Annotated in this window: 21 protein-coding genes; 10 read left to right on the top strand and 11 right to left on the bottom strand. The window is 75.2% G+C overall.

All coding sequences use genetic code 11. The annotated features are described in order from the left end of the window. Nucleotides 1-61: 61 nt before the first annotated feature. From FXF68_RS33585 to FXF68_RS33570, 4 genes are all read right to left on the bottom strand, one after another. On the bottom strand, nt 62-1,270 hold the full coding sequence (locus FXF68_RS33585; RefSeq protein ID WP_246179091.1) for a carbohydrate kinase family protein: 1,209 nt from the start codon (nt 1,268-1,270) through the stop codon (nt 62-64). Further along, entirely contained in the window at nt 1,270-2,655 is a 1,386-nt protein-coding gene (locus FXF68_RS33580) for a 6-phospho-beta-glucosidase (RefSeq protein WP_148766466.1), read from the bottom strand. The genes FXF68_RS33585 and FXF68_RS33580 overlap by 1 nt, the downstream gene beginning before the upstream one ends. Beyond that, the gene (locus tag FXF68_RS33575) at nt 2,652-3,413 is read right to left on the bottom strand and encodes a DeoR/GlpR family DNA-binding transcription regulator (RefSeq protein WP_148766464.1); all 762 of its coding nucleotides are present in this window, start codon (nt 3,411-3,413) and stop codon (nt 2,652-2,654) included. Before FXF68_RS33575 ends, FXF68_RS33580 begins: the two co-directional genes overlap by 4 nt. A 271-nt stretch (nt 3,414-3,684) precedes the next feature. Further along, nucleotides 3,685-4,605 carry a class I SAM-dependent methyltransferase gene (locus tag FXF68_RS33570; protein WP_148766462.1) on the bottom strand — a complete coding sequence of 307 codons (921 nt, stop codon included), beginning with the start codon at nt 4,603-4,605 and terminating at the stop codon, nt 3,685-3,687. Between the two features lie 190 nt (nt 4,606-4,795). On the opposite strand from FXF68_RS33570, the gene FXF68_RS33565 reads away from it, so the two are divergent. The 4 genes from FXF68_RS33565 to FXF68_RS33550 all read left to right on the top strand — a co-directional run bounded on the left by FXF68_RS33565 (nt 4,796) and on the right by FXF68_RS33550 (nt 9,330). Next, a complete protein-coding gene (locus tag FXF68_RS33565) occupies nt 4,796-6,538 on the top strand; it encodes a hypothetical protein (protein ID WP_148766460.1) in 1,743 nt (580 codons plus the stop codon). 101 nt (nt 6,539-6,639) lie between these two features. Further along, the gene (locus tag FXF68_RS33560) at nt 6,640-7,557 is read left to right on the top strand and encodes an SIS domain-containing protein (RefSeq protein ID WP_148766458.1); all 918 of its coding nucleotides are present in this window, start codon (nt 6,640-6,642) and stop codon (nt 7,555-7,557) included. Further along, on the top strand, nt 7,554-8,501 hold the full coding sequence (locus tag FXF68_RS33555; protein ID WP_148766456.1) for a 1-phosphofructokinase family hexose kinase: 948 nt from the start codon (nt 7,554-7,556) through the stop codon (nt 8,499-8,501). The genes FXF68_RS33560 and FXF68_RS33555 overlap by 4 nt, the downstream gene beginning before the upstream one ends. Continuing rightward, the gene (locus FXF68_RS33550) at nt 8,494-9,330 is read left to right on the top strand and encodes a class II fructose-bisphosphate aldolase (protein WP_246179090.1); all 837 of its coding nucleotides are present in this window, start codon (nt 8,494-8,496) and stop codon (nt 9,328-9,330) included. The genes FXF68_RS33555 and FXF68_RS33550 overlap by 8 nt, the downstream gene beginning before the upstream one ends. On the opposite strand, the gene FXF68_RS33545 is transcribed toward FXF68_RS33550, so the two are convergent. The 5 genes from FXF68_RS33545 to FXF68_RS33525 all read right to left on the bottom strand — a co-directional run bounded on the left by FXF68_RS33545 (nt 9,299) and on the right by FXF68_RS33525 (nt 14,071). Beyond that, nucleotides 9,299-9,901, bottom strand: a complete 603-nt coding sequence (locus tag FXF68_RS33545) for a dihydrofolate reductase family protein (RefSeq protein ID WP_148766452.1) — start codon at nt 9,899-9,901, stop codon at nt 9,299-9,301. The genes FXF68_RS33550 and FXF68_RS33545 overlap by 32 nt on opposite strands. 40 nt (nt 9,902-9,941) lie before the next feature. Next, nucleotides 9,942-11,096, bottom strand: a complete 1,155-nt coding sequence (locus FXF68_RS33540) for a hypothetical protein (protein WP_148766450.1) — start codon at nt 11,094-11,096, stop codon at nt 9,942-9,944. Further along, nucleotides 11,093-12,067, bottom strand: coding sequence for a WxL protein peptidoglycan domain-containing protein (locus FXF68_RS33535; protein WP_148766448.1), 975 nt, complete (start codon nt 12,065-12,067; stop codon nt 11,093-11,095). Before FXF68_RS33535 ends, FXF68_RS33540 begins: the two co-directional genes overlap by 4 nt. Before the next feature lie 99 nt (nt 12,068-12,166). After that, nucleotides 12,167-13,150 carry a WxL domain-containing protein gene (locus tag FXF68_RS33530; protein ID WP_148766446.1) on the bottom strand — a complete coding sequence of 328 codons (984 nt, stop codon included), beginning with the start codon at nt 13,148-13,150 and terminating at the stop codon, nt 12,167-12,169. 93 nt (nt 13,151-13,243) lie between these two features. Beyond that, on the bottom strand, nt 13,244-14,071 hold the full coding sequence (locus tag FXF68_RS33525; RefSeq protein WP_148766444.1) for a hypothetical protein: 828 nt from the start codon (nt 14,069-14,071) through the stop codon (nt 13,244-13,246). Nucleotides 14,072-14,173: 102 nt separating this feature from the next. On the opposite strand from FXF68_RS33525, the gene FXF68_RS33520 reads away from it, so the two are divergent. The 6 genes from FXF68_RS33520 (at nt 14,174) to FXF68_RS43295 (ending at nt 21,143) form a co-directional block, all read left to right on the top strand. Further along, nucleotides 14,174-14,842, top strand: coding sequence for a hypothetical protein (locus FXF68_RS33520; RefSeq protein WP_187438227.1), 669 nt, complete (start codon nt 14,174-14,176; stop codon nt 14,840-14,842). After that, a complete protein-coding gene (locus FXF68_RS33515; protein ID WP_246179089.1) occupies nt 14,839-15,864 on the top strand; it encodes a heme/hemin ABC transporter substrate-binding protein in 1,026 nt (341 codons plus the stop codon). The genes FXF68_RS33520 and FXF68_RS33515 overlap by 4 nt, the downstream gene beginning before the upstream one ends. Further along, complete coding sequence (locus tag FXF68_RS33510; RefSeq protein ID WP_148766442.1) at nt 15,858-16,916, top strand: FecCD family ABC transporter permease; 1,059 nt, start codon at nt 15,858-15,860, stop codon at nt 16,914-16,916. Before FXF68_RS33515 ends, FXF68_RS33510 begins: the two co-directional genes overlap by 7 nt. Beyond that, on the top strand, nt 16,913-17,743 hold the full coding sequence (locus tag FXF68_RS33505) for a heme ABC transporter ATP-binding protein (RefSeq protein WP_148766440.1): 831 nt from the start codon (nt 16,913-16,915) through the stop codon (nt 17,741-17,743). The genes FXF68_RS33510 and FXF68_RS33505 overlap by 4 nt, the downstream gene beginning before the upstream one ends. A 65-nt stretch (nt 17,744-17,808) precedes the next feature. Beyond that, nucleotides 17,809-19,527, top strand: coding sequence for a sulfatase-like hydrolase/transferase (locus FXF68_RS43300; RefSeq protein WP_222870199.1), 1,719 nt, complete (start codon nt 17,809-17,811; stop codon nt 19,525-19,527). 32 nt (nt 19,528-19,559) lie between these two features. Beyond that, entirely contained in the window at nt 19,560-21,143 is a 1,584-nt protein-coding gene (locus FXF68_RS43295; protein ID WP_222870198.1) for an ArnT family glycosyltransferase, read from the top strand. Here FXF68_RS43295 and FXF68_RS42720 read toward each other — a convergent pair. Then, nucleotides 21,140-23,992, bottom strand: coding sequence for a hypothetical protein (locus FXF68_RS42720; protein ID WP_187438226.1), 2,853 nt, complete (start codon nt 23,990-23,992; stop codon nt 21,140-21,142). The genes FXF68_RS43295 and FXF68_RS42720 overlap by 4 nt on opposite strands. 60 nt (nt 23,993-24,052) lie before the next feature. Then, nucleotides 24,053-24,592 carry a carboxymuconolactone decarboxylase family protein gene (locus FXF68_RS33485; protein ID WP_148766438.1) on the bottom strand — a complete coding sequence of 180 codons (540 nt, stop codon included), beginning with the start codon at nt 24,590-24,592 and terminating at the stop codon, nt 24,053-24,055. Nucleotides 24,593-24,632 lie beyond the last annotated feature (40 nt).

The raw sequence follows: 24,632 nt of genomic DNA, 5'->3' as shown, positions 1-24,632 counted from the left end.
CTATCCCTGGGGTGGGTGGTGGTGCTGCGTGGTCTCCGGCGCCGCGCGCGGCGTCCCGGGATCAGGACGGCGACTCGACGTCGGCCCGGAGGGTCGGCTCGGCGCGGACGACGGTGTCGTCCGCCGAGTCGGGGATGAAGTCGACGACGAACGCGTAGTCGGCCAGCACCGCTTCCGGCACCTCGCCGGACTCGCCGAACGCCGCGATCTCGCCCCAGCAGGGCGCGCCGAGCGACCCGCTGCGGTGCCGGACCGACAGGCCCGCGCACAGGTTCGCGAACTTCAGCCGCTCGGCCAGCGGCAGCCCGGCGAGCGTCCCGAACAGGAACCCGGCGCCGAACACGTCGCCGGCCCCGGTCGCGTCGAGCGGCCGCACCGGCAGCGCGTCGGTCTCGGCGACCTCCCCGGTCGCGGAGTCGATCGCGATGGCGCCCGCGCCGCCCCGCTTCACGACCACGACCGGGACGCGCTCGGACAGCGCGCGGGCCGCGTCCTCCGGCGTGCCGGTGCGCGTGTAGGCCATGGCCTCCACGGCGTTCGGCAGGAAGACGTCCACGTCCGCCAGCCGGTCGAGCACCTCGCTCGACCAGGTCTCGGTCGCGTCCCAGCCGAGGTCGGCGAAGACCAGCGTCCCGGACCGGCGCATCTCCCGCGCCCAGCCGGGCACCGGGCGCTCGATGTCGACGAAGCAGGCGCGCGCGGACGGCGGCCGGGAGCCGAGCACCGCCTCCGCGCCGTCCGCCTCCGCCGGGCCTCCGCCGCTCGAGCCCGCCCCCGCGGTGGACTCGGCGCCCGGCACGGGCTTGGCGTAGGTGACCATGCTGCGGTCGGAGTCGTAGGCCAGGGACACGGTGACCGGCGTGGGCCAGCCCGTGACCTTGCGGGAGTGGCCGAGGTCGATGCCCTCCTGCTCGGCGAGCGTCCGCCACAGGTACGCGCCGAACAGGTCGTCGCCGAACGGCGCGGCGAGGCCGACGCGCAGCCCGAGCCTGCTCATCGCGACCGCGATGTTCGCGATCCCGCCGGGCGCGGAGCCGAGCCCCTCGGTGAACAGCTCCGTCCCGGGCGGCGGCAGCCCCGGCAGCCCGGTGAAGATCATGTCCATGAACACCTGGCCGCTGAGGAACACGTCCAGCTCCGGGGACGCGCCGGGGTCGCCCGCGCGGCGCAGCATGTCGCCCGCGAGGCCCCGCTCGGTGCACGGGTCGGCGAGGTCCGGCTCGGGCGGGCGCCCGGCGGCCGGGTCCCCGTTCAGGGTCTCTACTGCCATCAGGCCCTGCCTTTCTTGGAGGGGGCGCCCGGCTCGAACACGGCGGCCACGCCCGGGATGCGGTCGATGTAGCCGTCCAGCAGGCGCCGGGCGATCGGCACCGAGTCGACCAGCGGGTGCAGCGCGAACGCCTGGACGGCGGCCGTCCGCGACCCGGTCGTCGCGGCCTCGATCGTCAGCCGCTCCACGGCCTTGACCTGCTGCATCATCCCCGTCTGGTGCAGGTCGGGCTGGTCGAGGACGAGCGCGTGCACCCCGTTCGCGTCGACCGTGACCGGCACCTCGACGACCGCGTCCGCGGGCAGCGCGCCGACGGTCGACCCGTTCCGCACGTTGAGGATCATCGTCGCGGGCTCGTTGCGGCTGATCGCGGCCATCACGCTGAGCGCGACGCGGGCGTAGCCCTCCTCCGCCGGGTCGATCCCGGACTGGACGTCGAGGGCCTCGCCGGTCCGCGCGCCCTTCATCTCGGCCATGTAGCTCGCGCTGCGGGACGCGACCGTCTCGCGCCACAGCTCCATGGCCGCGCCGCCGGACGCCGCCGCGATCCGCTCGTAGAACGCCTCCTGCTGCTTGAGCAGGAACTCGCCGCGGGTCTGCCCGGCGTCGAGGGTGGCGCGCACCGCGTCGCGGTTGAAGTAGTAGTAGTACAGGTACTCGTTGGGGATGACGCCGAGGTCGCGCAGCCAGTCGCCGCCGAAGACCACGCCCTCCTCCAGCGTCCCGAGCACGTCGTCGTCGGCGAGCAGGGCCGGGAGGACGTCGACGCCGTCGTGCAGGATCCGCCGCATCCAGCCGAGGTGGTTCAGCCCGACGTAGTCGAGCTGGACGCGGGCCGGGTCGAGCCCGAGCGCCGCCGCCACCCGCGCGCCCAGCCCCGACGGCGTGTCGCAGATGCCGAGCACCCGGTCGCCGAGCACGCCCTGCATCGCCTCGGTGATCATCCCGGCCGGGTTGGTGAAGTTGATGACGTAGGCGTCGGGCGCGAGTTCGCGCACGCGGTGCGCGATGTCGAGCATGACGGGGATGGTGCGCAGCCCGTAGGCGATGCCGCCGGGGCCGGTCGTCTCCTGGCCGAGGACGTTCAGGTCGAGCGCGACCCGCTCGTCGCACACCCGTCCGGCGAGGCCGCCGACGCGGATCGCGGAGAACACGAAGTCGGCGCCCTCCAGCGCCTTGTCGAGCACGGTGCTCGTGTGGACGCGCGGCGCCGCCTCCGCCCCGCCCGCGAGCGTCGCGAGGATGTCGGCCATCACGTCCAGCCGGCCCGGCTCGGAGTCGTGCAGCCAGACCTCCTCGATGCGCGGGGAGCCTGGGTCCTGCAGCAGGGCCTGGTACACGAACGGCACCCGGAACCCGCCACCGCCGAGAATGGCCAGCTTCATGCGATGTACACCTTCCCGCCCGCCTGCCGGCAGACATCGAGAGTCCTGGGGTCGGCGCCGGCGGTGGTGACCAGGGCGTCGACGCGCGCGAGGGAGCACACGCGCAGCGATCCGGTGCCGGGGAACTTCGCCTCCGAGGCGACCAGCACCACCCGGTCGGCAGACTCCAGCATCGCCTGCTTGACCGGCGTCTCGACCTCCATGTCGTCCATGACGTGACCGTCCGGCCGCACCCCGGTGCAGCTGAGGAACACCAGGTCTGCGCGGACCTGGCGGAGCGCCGTCGAGGTGAGCGAGCCGACGAGCGAGAGGTAGTTGCGGCGCACGACGCCGCCGAGCAGGCACAGCCGGACGGCCTCGTCGTCGCGCAGCTCGTCCAGCACGGCCAGGTTGTTGGTGATCACGGTGACCGGCCGGCCGCGCAGGTGCCGGGCGATGAGCCGGGTGCTGGTGCCGATGTCGAGCACGACGACCATCTCGTCCTCGACCAGGGCGGCGGCCCGCTCGGCGACCGCCGCCTTCTCCGCGCTGTCGTGCTCGGCCGACGCCGCGAAGGAGATCTCCGGGACGGCCGAGCGCGGCGACAGCGCCGCTCCCCCGTAGGTGCGCTGGAGCTCGCCGTTGCGGTCCAGCACGTCGAGATCGCGCCGGATCGTCGACTCGCTCACCTGAAGGGTCTCGGCCAGCTCCCTGACCGAGGCCGCACCCTTGGTACGCAGGGACGACACGATCTGCGCACGCCTCTTGCTCGATGTCACGCACAGGAAGGTAACACCTGTGCACGACTTCGGTCATTACCCGGTCAACGGTTTGCCCGAAGTCTGTCATTCACCGCGCTGACGTGCGGAAAGCCTGTCAGGGCGACCACCCGGTCAGGGTACCGTGTCAACTCCTCGGAACGTTCCAACAAACGCCGGTCCGGGCACGGCCGGACCGGCGGCGCCGCGCTCCCCGGACTTTGTCAGGACATCACGTCAACCCCGCGCCCGATCCGGGCCCGGAGCCGGCCGGAGACCCGCGAAAAAATCTTCAGGCGCCGCGCGGTCCGCCGCGCCGCCGCACCGCCCGGGGCAGCGCCGTGGCCGACCGGCCGACCTTGAAGCTGACCGAGTTGCGGACGGAGTCGAGCTCGTCCCGCGCGCGGGCGAGCCGGGCCTCCGCGCGGGCCAGCCGGTCCTCGGAGTCGGCGAGGCGCTCCTTGAGCCTGCGCACCTCGTCCTTCTTCGGCCGCGCGGACTTGCCCTTCACCCGGACGAGCCCGTGCCCGGCGACCTGCTGGACCTCGTGCCACACGTCGTCGCGTCCGGCGAGCCACTCCAGCAGCTCGTCCCGGACGGCGGCCGCGTCGCCCCACGTCCCGTACAGCTTCTGGGTGGTGACGCAGATCGGGCGCAGCCCGTCGTCGGCCACCGCCTCCCAGACGGCGGCGGCGACGCCGGGGGTGTGCTCGGAGCGGTAGTCGTCGCAGACGAGGAGGCCGTCCGGCGGGAGCATGACGTGCGCGGCGCGGATGTCGCCGTGCACGTGCTCGTACAGGTGGGACGCGTCCACGTGCACGAACCTGGCGCTCTCCGGCTCGACGTGGTCGAGGATCTGGGACGTCGGCCCCTGGACGATCTCCGGGAGCCGGTCGTGGAAGGCGCGGTAGTTCGTCTCGAAGGCGGTGCGGGTGAGGGTGGCGTACGACCCGTTCATCTCGGCCTGGTTCGAGTCGTCCGGGGCGTCGGAGTCGAACAGGTCGCACACGGTGAAGGTCTCGCCGTCGCGCAGGTGGCGGCCGATGAGGATGGCGCTCTTGCCGAGGTAGGAGCCGAGCTCCACGAGGTCGCCCCGGTCACCTCGGCGCTCCTGGCGTTCCAGGAACCAGGTGAAGAGCAGTTGGTCGATCTTCGGGAACCAGCCCTGGACGTCGTCGAGGGAGGCGGGGAGGCGGGTCTCTTCGCTGATCATGTTGGGAGGCTCCAACGTGTTCGGGGGCAGCGCGGAGCGGACCGGGCCCGCGGGCCCGGCCGTGATCCGCGCCGTGGCGGGAGAACGACGCTGCGATCCGGCGTATACCGGAGTCGTCATGATAGGCGAGACGCGCCCGTTGGCAATTACGGCGCGTCGCCGGTCGGTCGCGGAAGGAGCTCTGATCTTTGTGGGAAGTGTCGGCGAGGGCGGACGCGGGACGGCGGCGCGGGGGCCCGCGGTGAAGCGCGCGGTGGCCGCCGGGGTGGTCGCCGTGGCGCTGTCGGCGTTAGCGAGCGGGTGCCCGTCGGACTCGGGCGATTCGGGCGGCTCGCGGGCGTCGGGGAGGTCGAGCGGCTCGGCGGACGGCGGCGTGGAGGTGCGGCGCGGCGACGACTTCTCGCTTCCCGGCTGGGTGCGCCCGTCGCCGAACTCCGGGCTCTTCTCCGAGACGGCGGCGCCCGAGTTCGGGGTGGACACGCGCTCGCTGGACGTGAGCTGGCGGCAGCTCCAGCCGGACGGCCCCGGAGAGGTCGTGACCGGCACGCCCGGCGCGGCGGAGGACATGACCTTCCAGTCGTACGGCAGGCAGCTGGCCGACCGGCGGCCGTTCTGGATGCGGATATTCGCCAGCGGCACGAAATGGGCGCCCGACTGGGTCGCCGAGCAGTGCGGCGTGGAGCGGATCGGCCCCGACTACGACGGGCAGTACCACCTGCCGCTCTGGAACGAATGCGTGTGGGGACGCCTCCTGGAGCTCTACCGGAAGGTGTTCGTCGAGCACGGGCTGCGAGCGGATCCGCGGCTGCGGTTCATCTACGTCCCGGGCGCGTTCACGTGGGCCGAGTACGACTACGACATGATCAACGACGCGGCCGAGAAGGGGCTGACGTTCGAGAAGTACCAGGCGTGGTACCGGCACGCCTGGCGCGACCTGGTCGGCCTCTTCGGGCCGTACTCCTACAAGCTCGTGTTCACCGGCGAGGATTACCCGTGGGGCCCGTGGGGGTCGAGGACCGACCTGCTCACCAAGCAGGCGGTCGACGCGGGAATGGGCATCCGGACGGGCATCACCGAGGTCTTCAATTTCCATTTGAGCGAGGCCCCGTCTTACGGCAGCCGGATCCTGCCGGACGGGCACATGACCGTGGACGAGTCCCTTCCCGTCCATGACGGGAAGCACGTCGCCGCCACCGAGAACGAGTGCTACAACGACTGCGACTTCAAGACGTCCGAGCCCTACTACGCCGTCCGGCAGTCGAGTCTCAAGGCATTGCAGTTGCGGATGAACTGGGTTTACGCGGTACCAGGGCCCTCTTATATGAAGCAGTACCCGGAACTTTGGAAATGGGTTCGGCTAAGCGTGGGCAAGACTGCCTCCGATTCCCCGGACGCCTGGGCGGCACTCCGGGACGCCGAGGACACCTACTGGAAGAAGAAGCGGGGCCCGTTCACGGGTGCGCGCGAATGGCGGACCCGGCCCTGGGTGCGAAACCTCGAACGGTGGCTCGTCCAGCGGGACACCGGGCCGGACGGCCGGGCCCGGCGGTCCTCGGCGGACGTCCACACGGGCGTCCTCGGGAAGGAGAACGGCACGGCATACGAGGGGCTCAGCACCGACCGCGCGCACGGGCAGACGTCCCTGTACTTCGACGTCGACGACCGTTTCGCGCGCGGGCTGCGCGGCCCCGCGCAGATCAAGGTCACCTACCGGGACGCGGGCAAGGGCGCCTGGTGGATCGCCTACCAGGGCGGGCGCTCGCCCGAGGTGCGCCGGACCGGCGACGGCCAGTGGAAGACCGCGACCGTGACGCTCCCCCGGCCGGTGTTCGCGAACGGCCTGAGCGGCCGCACCGACTTCCGGATCGCCACCGGCGAGGGCTCCGATCTGGACGTGCGGTTCGTCCGTGTCGTCCGGGAACGGCCCGCCTGAGCCGGACGCATGGCGTTTCCTGCTTCTTTCTCTACTCTTCCGAGCATAAGTGAGCATAGACTCTGCAAAAAGCCGCCGCCGCGTCCTCGCCAGGAGGTTCCATGCCCGCCGACCGGACCACCAGCGAGATCGCCGCCCAGCCGGGGTGCTGGCGGCGGGCGGCGGGGCTGGCGGCCGGGCTCGCCGATCCGGCGGGCGGCGGCCCGCTCCCGGCGCGCGGCGAGCGGGTGGCGGTCGTCGGGTGCGGCACCTCGCTGTTCATGGCGCAGGCGTACGCGGCGCTGCGCGAGTCGGCCGGGCACGGCGAGACGGACGCGTTCGCGGCCTCGGAGATGCCGTCCGGCCGCCGCTACGACCGGGTGGTCGCGCTCTCCAGGTCCGGGACGACGACGGAGGTCGTCGACGTCCTCGCCGGGCTCGCCGGGACGGCCCGCACGACCGTGGTCACCGCCGTCCCGGACTCCCCCGCCGCCGCGCGCGCCGACCATGTCGTCGCCCTCGAGTTCGCGGACGAGGAGTCCGTCGTGCAGACGCGGTTCGCCACGACCCAGCTCGTCCTGCTGCGGGCCCACCTCGGCGAGGACGTCACGGCGGCGATCGAGGACGCGGAGGCCGCCGTCCGCGACCCGCTCCCGGCGGAGCTGCTCGCCGCCGGGCAGTTCACCTTCCTCGGCCGCGGCTGGACGGTCGGCCTGGCGAGCGAGGCGGCGCTCAAGCTGCGCGAGGCGGCCGGGTACTGGACGGAGGCGTACCCGGCCATGGAGTACCGGCACGGGCCGATCAGCGTCACCGGCCCGGGCCGCGCGGTGTGGATGCTCGGCGACCTCCCGGACGGCCTCGCCGCCCAGGTCGCGGCGACCGGCGGGCTGCTGCGCGCGGCGGCCGCCGACCCGCTGGCCGAGCTGGTCCGGGCGCAGCGGGCGGCGGTCGCGCTGGCGGCCGCCCGCGGCCTGGACCCGGACCGCCCGCGGCACCTGACCCGCTCGGTGATCCTGGACGGCGGTGCCCCCGGCGCATGATCCTCACGGTCACCCTGAACGCGGCGCTCGACGACACCTACGAGGTCCCGGACGCCCGGACCGGCGAGGTGAACCGGGTCGCGGCCGTGCACCGCAGGCCGGGCGGCAAGGGCGTCAACGTCGCGCGGGTGCTGCACGGGCTCGGGCACGAGGTGGTGGCCGCCGGGTTCGCGGGCGGCGCGGTGGGCGCGGGGATCGAGGCGGGGCTCGCGTCGCTCGGCGTGCCGTCCGCGTTCACGCCGACGGCCGGGGAGTCGCGCCGGACGGTCACCGTCGTCGCCGCCGAGGTGACGGTGTTCAACGAGCCCGGCCCCACGGTCACCGACGCCGAGTGGGACGCGTTCGCCCGCGACTACGGGCGGCTGGCGCGGGACGCGGAGGTCGTCGTCCTGTCCGGGAGCCTGCCGCCGGGCGTGCCGCCGGACGCCTACGCGCGCCTCGTCCGCCGCGCGGACGCCCCGGTGATCCTGGACGCCGACGGGGAGGCGCTGCGGCTCGGGCTGGCGGCGCGTCCCGACGTCGTCAAGCCGAACGCCGCCGAGCTGGCCCGCGCGAGCGGCACGGCCGACCCGGCCGCCGGGATCCGCGCGCTGCGCGGGGCGGGCGCGGTCGTCGCCTCGCTCGGCGCGGACGGCGTGCTCGCCGCGACCCCGGACGGCGTGCTGCGCGCCGCGCTGGACCGTCCGGAGCCGGGCAACCCGACCGGGGCGGGCGACGCGCTCGCCGCCGGGCTCGCGGCGGGGCTGGCGGGCGGGCTGCCGTGGCCGGAGCGGCTGCGGCGGGCCGTCGCGCTGGCCGCGTGCGCGGTCCGCTCCCCCGTCGCTGGCGAGGTCGACGCCGCCGGGCTTCCCGCGCTGCTGGCGCGGGTCACCGTCCGGGCCGAGGAAGGTCATACCGAGGAGGCCCATACCGGGGAGGGGCATGCCGCTCGCGCCCATGAGTGAGGTCGTCGGCGGGCTCGCCGGCGCGCGGCGCGGGCTGGGCGCGTTCAACGCGATCCAGCTCGAGCAGGCGGAGGCGATCGTCGCGGGCGCGGAGCGCGCCGGGGCCCCGGTCGTGCTGCAGGTGAGCGAGAACTGCGTCGCCTACCACGGCGCGCTCGCCCCGCTCGGGCGGGCCGTCCTCGAAGTCGGACGGGCCGCCGCCGTGCCGGTCGTGGTCCACCTGGACCACGCGACGTCGGCGGACCTGGTGCGCGAGGCGGTCGCGCTCGGGTTCGGGTCGGTGATGTTCGACGCGTCGAGGCTCGGCCACGACGCGAACGTCGCCGCGACCGCCGAGGTGGCCGCGCGCTGCCACGCGGACGGCGTCTGGGTCGAGGCGGAGCTGGGCGAGATCGGCGGCAAGGACGGCGTGCACGCCCCGCACGCCCGCACCGACCCGGCCGAGGCCGCCGCCTACGTCGCGGCGACCGGCGTGGACGCGCTGGCCGTCGCGGTCGGGACGTCGCACGCGATGCTCACCCGCGACGGCGTCCTGGACCTGCCGCTGATCGCGCGGCTGCGGGCGGCGGTGCCGGTGCCGCTGGTGCTGCACGGGTCGTCCGGCGTGCCCGACGAGGCGCTGGCCGCCGCCGTCGGGCACGGCATGACGAAGATCAACATCGCGACGCAGCTCAACAAGGTCTACACGGCCGCCGTCCGGGAGCGGCTGGCCGCCGACCCGGCGCTCGTCGACCCGCGCCGCTACGTCGCGGCCGGACGGGACGCCGTCGCCGCCGAGGTCGCGCGGCTGCTGGCCGTCATCCGAGCGGCGGGCCCACCTCGTAGGTGACGTGCGTGACGAGGTCCGTGTGCGCGACGCGAACGGGCTTGAGCGCGAGGTCGCCGACGCCCGTGAACAGCCGCTCGCCCTCGCCGAGGACGATCGGCGCGATGTGCAGCCGCAGCTCGTCGATCAGCCCGGCGGCGAGGTACTGGTCGACGGTGTGCGCGCCGCCCGCGATCGCGACGTCCAGGTCGCCCGCCGCCTCCTTCGCCTGAGCGAGCGCCGACTCGATCCCGTCGGTGACGAAGTGGAAGGTCGTCCCGCCCTTCATCTCCACCTTCTCCCTCGGGTGGTGGGTGAGGACGAACACGGGCGCGTGGTAGGGCGGGTCGTCGCCCCACCAGCCCGTCCAGCCGAGGTCCCAGTCGCCGCGCCCGGACGTGAACATGTTGCGTCCCATGACGAACGCGCCCGCCGCCGTGATCTGCTCGAGGACGTCGGCGTGGGCGTCGGGCTCCTCGAACATCCACCGGTGCAGCCGCTCGCCGCCGTCGCCGAGCGGCTCGTCGAGGCGCTGGTTCGGGCCGGCCGCGTAACCGTCGGCGGAGACGGCGATGTCGCAGGTCACCTTGCTCATGTCGGGTCCTTCCGTCCGGGCGCCCGCCCGGCGCCGCTCATCAGATGGTCGGAGCCGTGCCCGCGCTCTCGACATCCCTGCCGGAAGAATTCTCCCGCGTTTCCGGCCGCCCGATCTCGTACCCGGCGGGCGGGAGGAGCAACGCCGGCAGCGGGACGTCGAGGGCGCGGCTGAACGCGAGCAGCTCGTCGGCGTCGAAGCGACGCGGCGACGCCGCCGTCTCGGCGTGCTCGACGTGCTCGGCCGTCCAGACCACGCCGGTCAGGTCGGTGAGCGCGGCGGCGAGGGCCGTCCTCGGCAGGCCGCGGACGCGCCGCCACTGCCCGACGTTGACGGCGACTATCTGGTTCATGGTGGCGGCCGTCCGGGTCGTGGGCGGGAGCCCCTGCCGGTGCTTCCCCCTCCCGCGCGCCTCCCGCAGAACGGTCGCGGGGATGGCGAGCGCGAGCAGCGCGGGCAGCGCCCACGGGTAGGCGGACGTGCGCGCCGTGAACCGGACCGGGCTGTCGATCCCGGTCAGCTCGCCGACCACCGCGTACCGGCCGAACGCCGGGCCCGGCAGCTTCACCTTGACGCTGAGCGTGCGCTCCTGGCCGGGGGCGAGGGTGCCGATCGCGGGGGCGTCCAGGACACCGGTCGGGTCGGCGCCGCGCCCGGCGGCGAGGGTGAGCGGCGGGTCGGTGACCGGCGCCTTCCCGGTGTTGCGGACGGTGAACGTCACGGTCCGCTCGGCCGGGCCGCCGAACCAGGCGGCGGACGGTCCCCCGCCGTCCACCCGCACGCCGGACACGGTCAGGTCGCGGGACGGACCGGCCGCGGCGGTGCGGCGCTGCGCGGCGGTGAGCGTCGGCACACCCTTGATCGTCAGCGGGACGGTCCGGGCCCGTCCGCCCGCGACCGGACGCGCCGACACCACGCACGGGCAGCCGATCGGCGGCTGGACGACGGTGACCATCGCGGTGCCGCGCCCCCGCGCGTTCACGAAGGTGGTGGCCGCGGCGGCGACGGCGCAGTCGGCCGAGCCGCGCGCCGCGCCGTTCCCGCACACCTCGATCAGGACGTTCCCGGACGGCCAGGCGGCGAGATCGACGGTCACGGTCTGCCCCACCGCGACGTCGGTCCGGTCGACCTCGACGGCCGGTCCGGGCGCGGCGAGCGCGAGACCGGCGAGGGCGGAGGCGAGCAGCGCGCTCATGACCGCGTCCGGCGGCGCAGCAGGAACAGGGCGGCGGCGAGGGCCACGACGGCGGCGACGGCCGCCCATGGCGTGGCCCACCACCCCGCCGTGCGGACGATCGGACGCGCCGTGCTCGCCGTCGCGTCCATCGAGTCGTGCGGGGTGAGCTTCAACGTGGCGGTCAACGGCCCGGCGGGGAGCACGCCCCGGACGCGGTCGGTGAACGTGTAGGCGTTGCCCGGCAGCAGTTCCGGCACCTTCCGGGTCGCGCCGCCGCCGAGCCCGACGCCGAACGGCCCGGTCACGCCGACCCGCGCGGACGCCGTGAGCCGGACGTTCCCGACGTTCCGCAGCCGGTAGGTGACGTCGGCGCCGCCGCTGCCGAGCGGCGGGTTCGCGGCCGCGACCTTCAGCGACTCCACCCGCAGCGCCGACGACAGCGCCCCGTTCACCCGCGCGTAGACGCGGGCGGCGACGCGGCGGTCGACGTTCACCCGCTGTCCCCGCGCACCGGTGGTCTGCTCGGTGACGGCGGCGATCACGCCGCCGGAGTGGTCGCCGGGCGTCGCGCCGTCCGGCACGGTCAGCGTGAACGGCACGGCCACGGACTCGCCGGGCTTGACCGTCCGCGCGGGGGCGCCCGCGACGGAGATCCAGGCGCCGACGTCGGCGGCGCGCCGGTCGGCGGTGAGGAGGGCGAACGAGCCGTCCGCCGTGTTGAAGGCGTCCGTCGCGTACACGCGGAAGGTCAGCGGGCGTCCGCTCAGGTTGGTGATCGTCACCGTGTCGCGGACCCGCTGCCCCGGGGACAGCGTGTAGACGAAGAAGTCCCGCCGGGACTGCCCGGCGGCGCCGGACGGCTTGACCGACCAGGCGAAACCGCCGCCGCCGCTCGGCGCGGGCGCGGCGGCCCGCGCCGCGTGCGCCGGGACGGCGGGAGCGGCGAGGACGGCGGCCGCCAGGAGGGCCCCGGCGCGGGATGGGTTCATGGGTCGGGCTCCGCGTACTCTCTGTCCGGGGCGGGGTGGGGATGCTTCGACCATTCCCACCCCGCCTTCCCTTCTCGGGGGTCTGTTCCTAGGAGTTCGCTAGGAGAGGGTCAGGGTGAGGGTCGCGGTGTAGTCGCCCGGCGACGTCCCGGCCGGGACGCTCAGGTCCAGCCCCGCGCCCGCCTGGAACACGCCGCCGCTGCCGCCCGCCGCGGACGACGCCAGCGTCCGGGCCGCGCCGAACGCGCCCGCCGGGCCCGCCGTGACGCCGCCCCGCGACCCGTCGTCGACCGTCCGCGCGGTCGGCGTCCAGGCCAGGTTGGCCTTCGGGATCGTTCCACCCTGGGCGTGGCTGAAGTCGGTCACCTCGCCGACCAGGCTCCAGCCCGCCTGGGTGCCGCGCGCGTCGGTGACCGTGGCGGTGCGCAGCGCGCCCGTCGCGTGCTGCCCCGGCGCGACCGCGCCCAGTTGCGCGGTGTCGCCGTCGAGCGCGAGGGTGAGCGCGCCGTTGGTCACGGTCGCGTTGAGCGTCTGTTGGCCCGTTCCAACCGGATCGGTGCCGGGGTCCGTGCCGGGCTCGGTCGGGTTCTCGCCGCCAGTGAAGGTGACCGGGGTGAAGGTGTCCTGGCTCCGGTCGGCGGCGCCGTGCGCGGCCATGGTGATGACGTAGCACTGCGTCTTCAGGCAGTCGACGTCCTTGCCGCCGCCGTCGGTGTACTTGGCCTTCACGCCGCTGAGCGTGACGTCGAAGCTGCCGTCGGCGTTGAGCCTGCCCTGCCCGGACGCCGGGTTGCCGTTCCGGTGCACCCACTTCGACACCTGGAACGCGCCCGCGTTGGTCGCGTAGTCGGGGGCCTTCGGCCCGAACACGACGTACACGCCGACGCCGCCGTTGGCGGCCGGGTCGAAGCCCGTGCCCCGGACGGTGAAGTCCTGCCCGGCGGGGTCGGCCCCGGACGTCGGAGTCGCGGTGGTGGCCGGGCCCGCGGCGAGCGCGGGCGCCGCGCCGAGCCCGATCGTGATCAGCCCGGCGGCGGCGAGCACGGCGCCGCTCCGGGTGATGCGTCTGGTCGCCTGTCTCATGCGCTTCCTCTCGCGGGGGGATGGGGGATGCGAAGGCAAGAACTTAGGTAAGCCTTACCTAATGCGAGGACTGTACCGGAGTCCGGGCCGGGATCAAGGGGTGTGAGCGACGTCTCGGCGGCGTGCGGCGACGCGCCCCGACCTGCGGCGGAGCGCGGCGCGGACGATCAGCGCCGCGCCGGCGGCGGCCGCCGTCGTCGCCCAGAACGGCCACGGGGAGGACGCCTGCCCGCCGGAGACCGTCCGCTCGAACGCGCCCGCGGGCGAGGCGTCCGCGAGCGGCGTCCCGTCCGGGGGCGCGGCCCCGCCGGACGTCGCGCCGGGCGTCGCCGACGCGCCGTCCGCCGTCGGCGCGCCGCTCCGCGCCCCTCCGCCGCTCGACGGCGTCCCGCCTGCGGTCGCTCCGGGCTCGGCGTCCGATCCGTTCCCCGACCCGGAACCGGAGCCCGAGCCCTTGAAGGTGATGGGCGTGAAGGTGTCCTGGCTGCGGTCGGGGGCGCCGTGCGCCGCCATCGTGATGACGTAGCAGGGCGTCTTGAGGCAGTCGACCTTCCGGCCGTCGCCGTCGGTGTACTTCGCCTTCACCGTGAGGCTCACCGAGAAGCCGCCGGACGCGCTCATCGGCGCCTGCCCGCCGCCCGACCCGCCAGGATGCACCCAGGTGGCGGAGAGGTAGGCGTTGGAGTTGGTCGCCCAGTCCGAGCCGCGTGGGCCGAAAACGACGTAGACGCCGAACCGGTTGTTGCGCGCCGGGTCGAACCCGGAGCCGCGGACCGCGACCGTCTGCCCGGCCGGGTCGAGGCCGGACGAAGGGGACACCCGCACCGACGCCGCGAACGCGGGCGCCTGCGCGAGGACGAGCAGGCCGGCGGCCGTCGCGGCGACGGCGGCGCACCGCCGGGGGTTTGTGAAGTTAGGCAAGGCTCACCTCTTAAAAGTTAGGCAAGCCTAAGCTAATGTAAGCGCGAATCTCGGTAAAGGCCCAGGTGGGCCACGGATCGCCTTCGAAGGACTGACCGCCCGATGCACAGCCCGACGCCCGCACCCCGTCCCTCCGCGCACCCCGTCAGGGCGCGCTCCCTCGCGGCGCTCGCCGTCCCGGCGGCCGCCGCCTGCCTCGCGCTCGCCGCCTCCCCCGCGCACGCGGACGCGGGAACGGCGCGCGGGCAGTCCGGGCAGACGTTGACCGTCTCGCGGACGGAGGGCCTGCCCGCCGGAGGCGCAACCGTCAGCGTCAAGGGCTCGGGCTTCGACGCGCGCAAGGGCGTCTACATCGCGCTGTGCAAGGACAACGGGCCGGGCCAGACGCCCACTCCGTGCGGCGGCGGCGCGGACACGTCCGGGAAGGCCGGGGCGTCGCAGTGGGTGTCGTCCAACCCGCCGCCGTACGGGAAGGGACTGGCCGTCCCGTACGGGACGGGTGGAACGTTCGAAGTGACGGTCCGCATCGGGGCCGCGCTGTCCGACTCGGTCGACTGCGCGAAGGTGCGCTGCGCCGTCGTCTCCCGGTCCGACCACACGCGGAGCGCGGACCGGTCGCAGGACGTCCTGGTGCCGGTGTCCTTCGACGGCGGCGACGACGGGTTCCCGGTGTGGGCGTGGGCGGCGACCGGTGTAGGCGGAGCGGCCGTGGTCGGCGGCGGCGCGCTGCTCGTCGCACGCCGCCGCAAGCCCGCCGGGACCGCCGCGTGAGGCGGGCGTCGGCCGGGCTCAGGGGCGTGGCGCTCGCGCTGGGCGGCGCGCTGCTGCTCGGCGGGTGCGGCATCGGGACGGCCGGTGTCTCCGCGGGCGGCGACGATCCGGGCGCGCGCTGCGGCCCGGGGACGGTCGCCGCGCCGCAGGGCGACCCGGTTCCGATCGGGAAGCCGCCGAAGCCGGAGCTGCCGGTCACCGTCCGGTCCGCGGACGGCAGGGACGTGACGGTCCGCGACGCGCGGCGCGTCCTCGCCGTCAACCTGTACGGCTCCCTCGCGGAGATCGTGTACGCCCTCGGGCTCGGCGACCGGCTCGTCGGACGCGACGTCTCGACGACCTTCCCCGCCGCCCGCGCGCTGCCGCTCGTCACCGGGCAGGGCCACGACCTGTCGGCGGAGGGCGTGCTGAAACTGGACCCGTCCGTCGTGATCGCCGACAAGAGCATCGGGCCGCCGGAGGTGCTCGACCAGCTCCGGCGGTCCGGCGTGCCGGTGGTGCTGGTCGACGACCGGCAGACGCTGCCCGCGATCGGCCCGCGCATCCGCGCGGTGGCGGCGGCGCTCGGCGTCCCGGACGCGGGCCGCGACCTGGCGGCCAAGGTCGACGACCGGCTCAAGGGCGCCGCGAAGGCGTCCGGCTCGCGGCTCACCGTCGCGTTCCTCTACCTGCGGGGCAGCGCGGGCGTGTACCTGATCGGCGGGAAGGGGGCCGGGTCGGACGCGATGATCAAGGCGGCCGGGGCGGCGGACGCGGGCACGAAGCTCGGCCTGTCCGGCTTCCGGCCGCTGACCAGCGAGGGCCTCATCAACGCGGCGCCGGACGTGCTGCTCGTGCTGACGGCGGGGCTGGAGTCGGTCGGCGGCGTGTCCGGCCTGCTCAAGCTGCCCGGCGTCGCGCAGACCCCGGCCGGGCGCAACCGCCGGGTCGTGGACGTCGACGACGGCTCCCTGCTCTCGTTCGGCCCGCGCACCGGCGAGACGGTCACGGCGCTCGCCGCCGCGGTGCACCGGACATGCTGAGGAAGGAGAAGCCCGCGCGGCGGGTGCGCGGGCCCGTCCTGCTGGCGGCGCTCGGCGTCGTGCTCGTGGTGCTGTGCGTCGTCGCCGCCGGGCTCGGGCAGGTGAACGTGCCGCCGGACCAGGTCGTCGGGTCGGTCCTGCACCGGATCGGGATCGACGTCGGGCCGCGCCCGGCCGCCGCGCAGGGCGACAGCGCCTTGTGGATCGTCCGGTTCCCGCGCGTCGCGCTGGCCGTCGTCACCGGCGCGGCGCTCGGCTGCTCGGGCGCCGTCATGCAGGGCGTGTTCGGGAACCCGCTGGCCGAGCCCGCCGTCATCGGCGTGTCGTGGGGCGCGGCGGTCGGCGCCGCGACCGTCATCGTGTTCGGGCTGACCGTGCTCGGCGACTGGACGATCGTCGCCGCCGCGTTCGCGACCGGGCTCGTCACGACGCTGCTGGTGTACGCGGTGTCGCGGTCCGCGGGACGGACCGAGGTCGTGACGCTGCTGCTCACCGGCATCGCGGTGAACGCGGTCGCGAGCGCGCTGCTCGGGCTGCTGATGTTCGCGGCCGGGAACGACGCGCTGCGGGCGATCACGTCCTGGAACCTCGGCAGCCTCGCGGGCGCGCGCTGGAGCTCGGTCGCGACCGTCGCGCCGCTCGCCGCCGCCGGGATCGCGGTCGCGCTCGGCTGCGCGCGGCGGCTCGACCTGCTCTCGCTCGGCGAGCGCACCGCCCGGCACCTCGGCGTGCACGTGGAGCGGCTGCGGTTCACCGCGATCGTGGTGATCGCGCTGCTGACGTCGTCGGCGGTCGCGTTCGCCGGGGTCATCTCGTTCGTCGGGCTGGTCGTCCCGCACCTGGTGCGGATGGTCGCGGGGCCCGCGCACCGGACGCTCGTCCCGGCGAGCGCGCTCGGCGGCGCGATCGTGCTGGTCGCGGCCGACCTCGTCGCGCGGACGGCGATCGCCTACCAGGAGCTCCCGCTCGGCGTCCTGACCGCGCTGCTCGGCGGGCCGTTCTTCTTCTGGCTGCTGCGCCGCGCGCGGCACGGCTCGGGCGGCTGGGCATGATCGGCGCGCCGGGCCGGCGGGCGCGGGCGCCGCGTCCCGTCCCGGCGGGGGCGGCGGCGATCGAGGTGCGCGGGCTGCGCGTCGAGCGGGGCGCCCGGACGGTCCTCGACGGCGTCGACCTGACCGTCCGGACCGGGGAGGTGCTGGCGCTCGTCGGCCCGAACGGCGCGGGCAAGTCGACGCTGCTCGCGGCGGTCGGCGGGGACGTCGCGTCCACCGGGGACGTCGCGGTCGACGGCGCGCCGCTCGCCTCCTGGAGCCACGCCGAGCTCGCGATGCGGCGCGCGATCCTGCTCCAGCGGCAGGCGGTGTCGTTCCCGTTCACCGTCACGCAGGTCGTCGCGATGGGACGCGCGCCCTGGGCAGGGACGCCGCTGGAGGACGACGACGAGGCCGCGATCGACGAGGCGATGCGGCGGACCGACGTCGCCGGGTTCGCGGGGCGCCCCTATCCCCGGCTGTCCGGCGGGGAGCAGGCGCGGGTCGCGCTGGCGCGCGTCCTCGCGCAGCGGACGGGCGCCCTCCTGCTGGACGAGCCGACCGCCGCGCTCGACCTGCACCACCAGGAGATGGTGTTCGAGGTCGTCCGGGAGCGGGCGGCGTCCGGGGCCGCCGTCGTCGCGGTCGTGCACGACCTCGGGCTCGCCGCCGCGCACGCCGACCGCGTCGCGGTGCTCGCGGACGGGCGGCTCGCCGCCTGCGGCCCGCCCGCCGACGTCCTCACGGCGGGGCTGCTCAGCGAGGTGTACCGGCATGACATCGAGGTCGTCCCGCATCCGCGGACGGGACGTCCGCTGATCCTGCCGCGCCGTCCCGCACCGAGCTGACGCCGCCCGCCGCGCGGAATGGTGGGAGCGTTGAACCGGGACCCCTGAAAGGTCCGTGCTGTTGGTTGTCGCGACAGCGGCCGACGGACCGAGCCTGGGAGGACGCGCTGACCACCGATAGCCGCCTGGAGCGGGAGAAGGAGACCGAGGCCGCGGCCGACGCGGCGCCGACGACGCGGCCGAGATGGCGCCGGGTGGCGGCGCGGGCCGTCACCGTGTCCGCCTTCCTGTTCGTGCTGGCCGCCCTCGTCATGCCGGACGAGTTCGCCCGGCTGACACCGCTGGCGTTCGTGCGCGTCCCGATCGAGGGGGTCGTGGGCGTCGCCCTCGTCCTCGTCGTCCCGGCGCGGTGGAGGCGGCTCGCGGCGGGGACGGCGGGGGCCGTCCTCGGGGTGTTGACCGTCCTCAAGGTGATGGACATCGGGTTCGACGCGGTGCTCGTCCGGCCGTTCGACCTGGTGCTCGACTGGCCGCTGCTGCGTCCGGCCGTGGAGTTCGTCAGCGGGTCGGCGGGGCCCGCCGGGGCGATCGGCGCGGTGATCGTCGTCGTGCTGCTGACGGCCGGGGTCGTGGTGCTCATGGCGCTGGCGGCGGTGCGGCTCAGCCGCGTGGCCGTCCGGCACGACCGGAAGGCGGCGGGCGTCGCGGCGGTGCTCGGCGTCACGTGGGCGGTGTGCGCGGCGTTCGGCGTCCGGTTCGTGGACGGCGTGCCGGTCGCGTCCGGGAGCGCCGCCGTCCTCGCCTACGACCACGCCCGGGCGGTGCGGACGAGCCTCAACGACAAGAAGGAGTTCGCCAAGGCGTCGGCCGTCGACGCCTTCCGCAATACGCCGAACGACAAGCTGCTGACCGGCCTTCGCGACAAGAACGTCCTGCTGGCGTTCGTGGAGAGCTACGGCCGCTCCGCCGTGGAGAGCCCGCAGTACGCGCCGGGCGTCGACCCCGTCCTGGACGACGGCACGCGGCGGCTGCGCGCCGCCGGGTTCTCCGCGCGCAGCGGCTGGCTCACGTCCCCGACGGCGGGCGGCGGGAGCTGGCTCGCGCACTCCACCCTGCTGTCCGGGCTGTGGGTCGACAACCAGCAGCGGTACCGGACGCTCGTCAACAGCGACCGGCTGACGCTCAACCAGGCGTTCCACCGCGCGTCCGCGCGGACGGTCGCGCTCATGCCCGCCATCACCCGCGCCTGGCCGGAGGGCTCGTTCTACGGCTACGACAAGGTCTACGACTACCGCAACCTCGGGTACAAGGGGTCGCGGTTCAGCTTCGCCACGATGCCCGACCAGTACACGCTGTCGTTCTTCCAGCGCACCGAGCTCGCCCGGAAGGACCACGGGCCCGTGATGGCGGAGACGGCGCTCGTGTCGAGCCACGCGCCGTGGGCGTCCATTCCCCGGCTCGTCCCGTGGGACGCGGTCGGCGACGGCACCGTGTTCAAGGACATGGGCAAGGGGTACGACGCGCCGTGGCCGTCCGGCGGACGGATGCGCGACGAGTATCGCAAGTCGATCGAGTACACGCTGAACACGCTCGTCTCCTACGTGGAGACCTACGGGGACGACGACACCGTGCTCGTCTTCCTCGGCGACCACCAGCCCGCGCCGCTCATCACGGGGGCCGGTGCGAGCAGGGACGTGCCGATCACGATCGTCGCGAAGGACAAGGCGGTGCTCGACAAGGTGTCCGGCTGGGGCTGGCAGGACGGTCTGCGGCCCGCGCGGAACAGCCCCGTCTGGCCGATGAGCGCCTTCCGCGACCGGTTCCTCACGGCGTTCGGCGGCTGACCGGCCTCCGGCCGAGCGGGAGAGGCGGTGACGTGACCTCGCGGCGATGGCCCGTCGTCCTCGCCGTGGCGGCGCTGCTCGCCGGGATGGCGGCGGCGATGGTCTCCACGGCCGTGGCGCAGTCACCGACCATAGACGAGCCGGTCTATGTCGCGACGGGCGTCGTCTATCTCAAAGAGCACGACCTTCGATACAACGCGGAGCATCCGCCGCTGGGAAAATTGCTTATCGGCGCCGGGGCCGTGGCGGGCGGTGTGCGGCTCGATTCCTCGTTCACGGGTTCGGAGCAGAACGTCGGGCGGCATCTGCTTTACGAGTCGGGCAATGACGCGCAGCGGGTCATGCCGGCGGCCCGGCTGCCGGTCATCGTTCTGACGTCGTGTTTCGGGCTGGTCGTCTTCCTTTTCGCCCGCGACCTCAGCGGGGCGCGCGGCGGGCTCGTCGCGCTGGTCCTCTACGCCTTCTCCCCCGACGTCATCGCGCATGGGTCACTGGCGACGCTCGACGTGCCCATGGCCGGGTTCCTGCTGACGGCGGTGTGGCTGCTGTGGCGGGCGCGGGATCGGCGTCCGGGACTCTATGTGCCGCTCGCCGGGGCGGCGCTCGGCGCGGCGGTGGCGACCAAGATGAGCGCGCTCCCGGCGATTCCCGTACTGATGGGGCTGGCGGTGTACTCGACGTGGTCGTCGAGCGTGCGGCGCCGCGTCGCCGCCGGGGCAGCGGTCGCGGGCATCGCGGTGGCTGTGGTGTGGGCGAGTTACCTGGCCGTCGATCCGAGGCTGCGCTGGACGACGCCTCCCACCGTGCCGGACATCGGCGGCTGGCGCGGCCTCGTCGCCGACTGCCTGCCGTTCCCCGCGCCGTTCCGGGACGGAATGCGCATCCAATTCGGCTTCGAGGACATGCGCTGGACGAGTTTCCTCTTCGGCCACGCCTACCAGGGCTCGCGCTGGTACTACCTTCCGGCGGCTCTCCTCGTGAAGACTCCGCTCGGAATGCTCGCGCTCTGGGCGGCGGGACTCGCCGCGTTGTGGGCCGTGCCGAAGCTCCGTCCGGCGGCGCCCTACGTCGTACTCCCGGCGGCGGTGCTGATGGCCGTGGCGATGACGGGGGCGCGCGATCTCGGCGTCCGGTACGTGGTGTTCGTTCCGATGTTCCTCGCCGTCGCGGCGGGTGGGACTGCATTGCTCCGCCGCCGGTGGGTCCCGGCTGTCACGGGGGCGCTGCTGCTGTTCGTCGCCGTCAGTTCAGTGCGGACCTATCCGTATTACCTGCCGTATTCGAATGAGGCGTTCGGCGGGCCGTCCAAGACGCATCTGCGCCTGCACGACTCCAATGTCGACTGGGGACAGGATTTGAAACGGCTCTCCGACCGGCTCCGCGACGACCGTTCCGGCGAACGGGTGTGGCTCGTCTACAAGGGCAGCGGCGTCCCGTCCTGGTACGGGATCCACGCCTCCGACCCGCTGACCGTGCCGCCCGGCCGGGTGCACGGGCTGCTGGTCGTGTCGGACAGTTGGCTCGCCAAGGACGACCCGCGGCTCGTCCCGCTGGTCGCCACCAGCGAGCGGATCGGGGACGTCGGCCACTCCATCACCCTCTTCCGCCGCCCCTAGCGGCGGCCGTGGGCGCGGGCCCAGAGCGCGGGCCAGCCGCCCGCCCCGAGCCACGACGCCGGGACGCGCAGCCCGTGCGCTTCGATCCCGTCCCAGAAGCGGCCGGTGTCCGCGCCCAGTTCGCGGGCTGCGGGCAGGGCGCGCCGCCACACGCCGTCCTCGTCGGCGAGCGTCGTGGCCGGAAACCCGGGGACGGTCGCGGCGCGCGGCGCGGCCACCACCGCCAGCTCCGCCTCCGGCGCGGCGCAGGTCACCGCCACGGTGAGCGCGCAGAGCAGCGGTGCGGCGGCGTGCCGCGCGACGGCGCGGGCGAGGACCGGGTCGTCCTGGACGGCGAGCCGCCCGACCGCCCGCCGCATCCGGCGCCCGGCGAGGTCGAGCGCGTAGGCGTCGGCGACGCCGGGCAGCGTGACGAGGCGGCGCAGCGTCTTCGGCAGCGGCGGCTCGGCCAGGAGGAGCGGGAGCCGGTCGAAGCGCTCGCGCAGCGCCGGGTCGAGGGCGTCGAGCGCCTCGGCGAGCGGGCGGCGGCCGGTCGCCGTCCACAGCGCGGCGAGGTCGGCCGCGCCGGTGTCCAGCGCCCGCCGGACCGCGCCCGCGAGCTGCGCCGCGCCGAGCCTGCGCAGCCGGACGAGCGCCGCGTCCGGCGGGGTCGCGGCGACGGCGGCGAACACGGCGAGGGCGCCGGGGCCCGGCCACGCGTCCCGGGCGAGCGGCCCGAGCGCCGGGCCGACCTCCTCGACCAGCCGGGGCGCGCCGCGCCGCCGCGCCGGACGGACCGGCGGCGGCTCGACCTCGACCTCGGCCGCGGCCTCGGCCGGGACGTCCGGGGCCGCGCCGGGTCCGGGGACCGTCGCGACCCAGGCGCGGAAGCGGCGCTCCAGCTCCGCGTCCGGCTCGTCGTTGAACCGCGCCGCGATCTCGCCGACCCGCCAGCCCCGCGACCCGGGGCGCAGCGGGCACAGCTCGGCGTTCGCGACCAGCGCGCCGCGCGCGTCGTACAGCCCGACGAGCCCGGTGCGCCCCTTCCGCGCGTCGTCGAGGTAGCCGGGCGAGGCGATGCAGTTGCCCATGTGGTCCGCCCATTCGGACAGGTCGCGGGCGGTGCGGGCGATCTTGACGCGGACCCCGGCGCCGGGGACGGCCGCCCCGTCCCGCTCCAGCAGCGCCGCCGGGACGGCGAACTCGCCGGTCAGCGCCTCGGCGATCGCGGTGCCCGACAGCAGCGCGGCGGTGAGGTCCGGCCACGTCCGCGCGTTCCGGGGCGGGACGCCGCCGAGCGCGACGAGCTGCGCCGCCCCGGACGCGGCGAGCGTGACCGAGTCGAGCCGGGGCGCGAGCGGCTCGGCGGGCGGCGGCTCCGGGTCGTGCTCGAACCACGGCTCGCCGGTGCCGGGCGTGGGCGCCGCCCGCTCGTGCCCGTGGACCAGCGCGAGCGCGTCCACCAGGTCGGCGTACCAGAGCAGGTCGCCGACCGTCTCCGTGGCGGCGGCGTCCGGTTCCGTCGCGAGCCGCTCGTAGAGGGGCGCGGTGTCCGGCTGGAGGGCGTTCGTCCACTCCGGGATGCCCGCCCAGTCGGCCGGGGAGCGCCCGTACCCGGCGGCGGCGCGCCATCTCCGCAGGCCGCACGCCGCCCACCGGCGCGGCGTACTGGCGCGAAGGTCGCGGGCGAGGCGCGTCGCCACGGCGGCGTCGGCCACGATCAGCAGCGCGAGGTCGCGGGCGCAGGCCAGCCGGGTCCGGACGTACCCGGCGAGCTTGGCGTCACGCGGCACCCCGCCGGAGATCCTGCGGTGGAGGTCGCGCACGTAGGGGGCGGGACGCGACGGCAGCCCCGTCAGGCCCGGCACGCGGCGCCCCGCGTACCCGGCGGCCTCGTCGGTCACCAGCGAGGCGGCGACGGCCAGCAGGTCGGCGGAGCGGGCCAGGCCGTCGTGCAGCCCGTGGTCGGCGACCGCGACGGCGGTCCGGAGCAGCGCCGTGACGCCGAGCGCGTCTTCGAGGAGGCGGTCGAGCAGGACGCTGAGGTACGGCGCGTCGGGCACCCAGCGGGCGGCGTCCGCGAGAGACGGCTCCCTCCCCCCGAGGGACATCCGCACCCGCCACAGGACGTCCTGGTCGTCGTCGTGGCGGCGGCGCAGGCGCAGCGCGTCGACGCGGTCGCGGCCGCTCTGCGTCGCGAGCCGCCGCTGCCGCCGCGCGACCGCCTCGTGGTGCTCAAGCACCCGGCCCCACAGGTCGACGACCAGGTCGAGGCGGCGGCGCCGGGGCAGCGGCTCCAGCACCCGCCGCAGGTGCCGGGCGAGCGCGGACGGCGGCCCGCCCGCGATGACGGCGGCGTTCCCCGCGTCCAGCGCGAGGACGCGTTCGAGCTGCTCGGGGCCGAGCACGTCGCTCGCCGCCGCGGCGAGGTGCAGCGCCGCCCAGCGTCCCTCGGCGGCGGCGCGCCCGGCGGCGGCGCCGACCGGCTTCGTGACGGCGGGCCCGAACAGCGCCACCAGGAACGCGCTCCGCGCGCCGAGCCGCTCCGCCCCGTCCGGGCCGACGGCGCGGAGGGCGGCGAGGACGGCGTCGCGCTGGTCGCCGCGCGCCCCGTCCAGCCGCGCGGACCGGAAGCCCGCCCCGAGGTCGACGCCCGCGCCCGCCGCCACCGCTCCGCCGTCCGCGACGAGCCTGGTCAGCTCGGTGACGGCGTGCCGGACGTCGGCGGCGTCCGCGCCGTCCGGGCCGAGCGCGACGGGCTCGCCGGGACGCGCGCCGGCGCCGTCCGGCAGGCGCGCCGGACCCGCCGGGCGCGCCGCCCACGCGGCACGGCCCGACGCCACCACGCCGCCGGCGAGCCTGATCTTCACGCGCCCCATGATCCCCGGCCGGAACGGCCCCGGCCAACGGGTTTCCGCGCGGGTGTGCGCTCAGCGCAGGTTCGCGTAGCCCTCGGCCACGAGCCGCTCGGCGATCCGCGCGTACGCGGCCGGGTCGGACGGCGCGTACGTCGCGAGACCGTCCACGTAGCGGTTGAACATGCAGAACGCGGCGGCGATCAGCACGGTGTCGTGGATCTCCACGTCCGTCGCCCCGGCGGCCCGGGCGGCGTCGACGTGCTCGGCCGCGACCTCCCGCCCGCCCCGCTGGACGGCGGCGGCGATGGCGAGCAGCGTCCGCAGCTTCGCCGAGATCGGCGCGCCGTCCGGGTCGGCGTGGACGTGCCGCACCAGCGCCATCCCGCCGGGGAGCTGCGCGGCCGCGCACGCCGAGTGCGACGACGAGCAGAACCGGCAGCCGTTCAGCTCGGACACGTAGGCCGCGATCAGCTCGCGCTCGCCGCGCTCCAGCGGGCCGGGGCCGCGCAGCAGGGTCTCGGCCAGCGCGCCGAGCGGGCCCGCCGTCTCCGGACGGAAGTCGAGCAGGGCCCGCAGGCCGGGAAGTCCGTCGTCCAGGTCGATGTGCGCCACGGGTCCGCCTCCACGCAAGGTCGTCGGGGTCCCCTCGATC

Source organism: Actinomadura decatromicini, assembly GCF_008121305.1.
Lineage (GTDB): Bacteria > Actinomycetota > Actinomycetes > Streptosporangiales > Streptosporangiaceae > Spirillospora > Spirillospora syzygii.
The sequence above is the reverse complement of the archived record's forward strand: the minus strand, read 5'-3'. Positions and strand labels throughout refer to the sequence as shown.

What these genes read in the sequence shown, in the direction of transcription:
- FXF68_RS33585 (WP_246179091.1), bottom strand. Translation starts at nt 1,270, where the DNA reads ATGGCAGTAGAGACCCTGAACGGGGACCCGGCCGCCGGGCGCCCGCCC.
- FXF68_RS33580 (WP_148766466.1), bottom strand. Translation starts at nt 2,655, where the DNA reads ATGAAGCTGGCCATTCTCGGCGGTGGCGGGTTCCGGGTGCCGTTCGTG.
- FXF68_RS33570 (WP_148766462.1), bottom strand. Translation starts at nt 4,605, where the DNA reads ATGATCAGCGAAGAGACCCGCCTCCCCGCCTCCCTCGACGACGTCCAG.
- FXF68_RS33560 (WP_148766458.1), top strand. Translation starts at nt 6,640, where the DNA reads ATGCCCGCCGACCGGACCACCAGCGAGATCGCCGCCCAGCCGGGGTGC.
- FXF68_RS33555 (WP_148766456.1), top strand. Translation starts at nt 7,554, where the DNA reads ATGATCCTCACGGTCACCCTGAACGCGGCGCTCGACGACACCTACGAG.
- FXF68_RS33550 (WP_246179090.1), top strand. Translation starts at nt 8,494, where the DNA reads ATGAGTGAGGTCGTCGGCGGGCTCGCCGGCGCGCGGCGCGGGCTGGGC.
- FXF68_RS33545 (WP_148766452.1), bottom strand. Translation starts at nt 9,901, where the DNA reads ATGAGCAAGGTGACCTGCGACATCGCCGTCTCCGCCGACGGTTACGCG.
- FXF68_RS33540 (WP_148766450.1), bottom strand. Translation starts at nt 11,096, where the DNA reads ATGAGCGCGCTGCTCGCCTCCGCCCTCGCCGGTCTCGCGCTCGCCGCG.
- FXF68_RS33535 (WP_148766448.1), bottom strand. Translation starts at nt 12,067, where the DNA reads ATGAACCCATCCCGCGCCGGGGCCCTCCTGGCGGCCGCCGTCCTCGCC.
- FXF68_RS33530 (WP_148766446.1), bottom strand. Translation starts at nt 13,150, where the DNA reads ATGAGACAGGCGACCAGACGCATCACCCGGAGCGGCGCCGTGCTCGCC.
- FXF68_RS33520 (WP_187438227.1), top strand. Translation starts at nt 14,174, where the DNA reads ATGCACAGCCCGACGCCCGCACCCCGTCCCTCCGCGCACCCCGTCAGG.
- FXF68_RS33510 (WP_148766442.1), top strand. Translation starts at nt 15,858, where the DNA reads ATGCTGAGGAAGGAGAAGCCCGCGCGGCGGGTGCGCGGGCCCGTCCTG.
- FXF68_RS33505 (WP_148766440.1), top strand. Translation starts at nt 16,913, where the DNA reads ATGATCGGCGCGCCGGGCCGGCGGGCGCGGGCGCCGCGTCCCGTCCCG.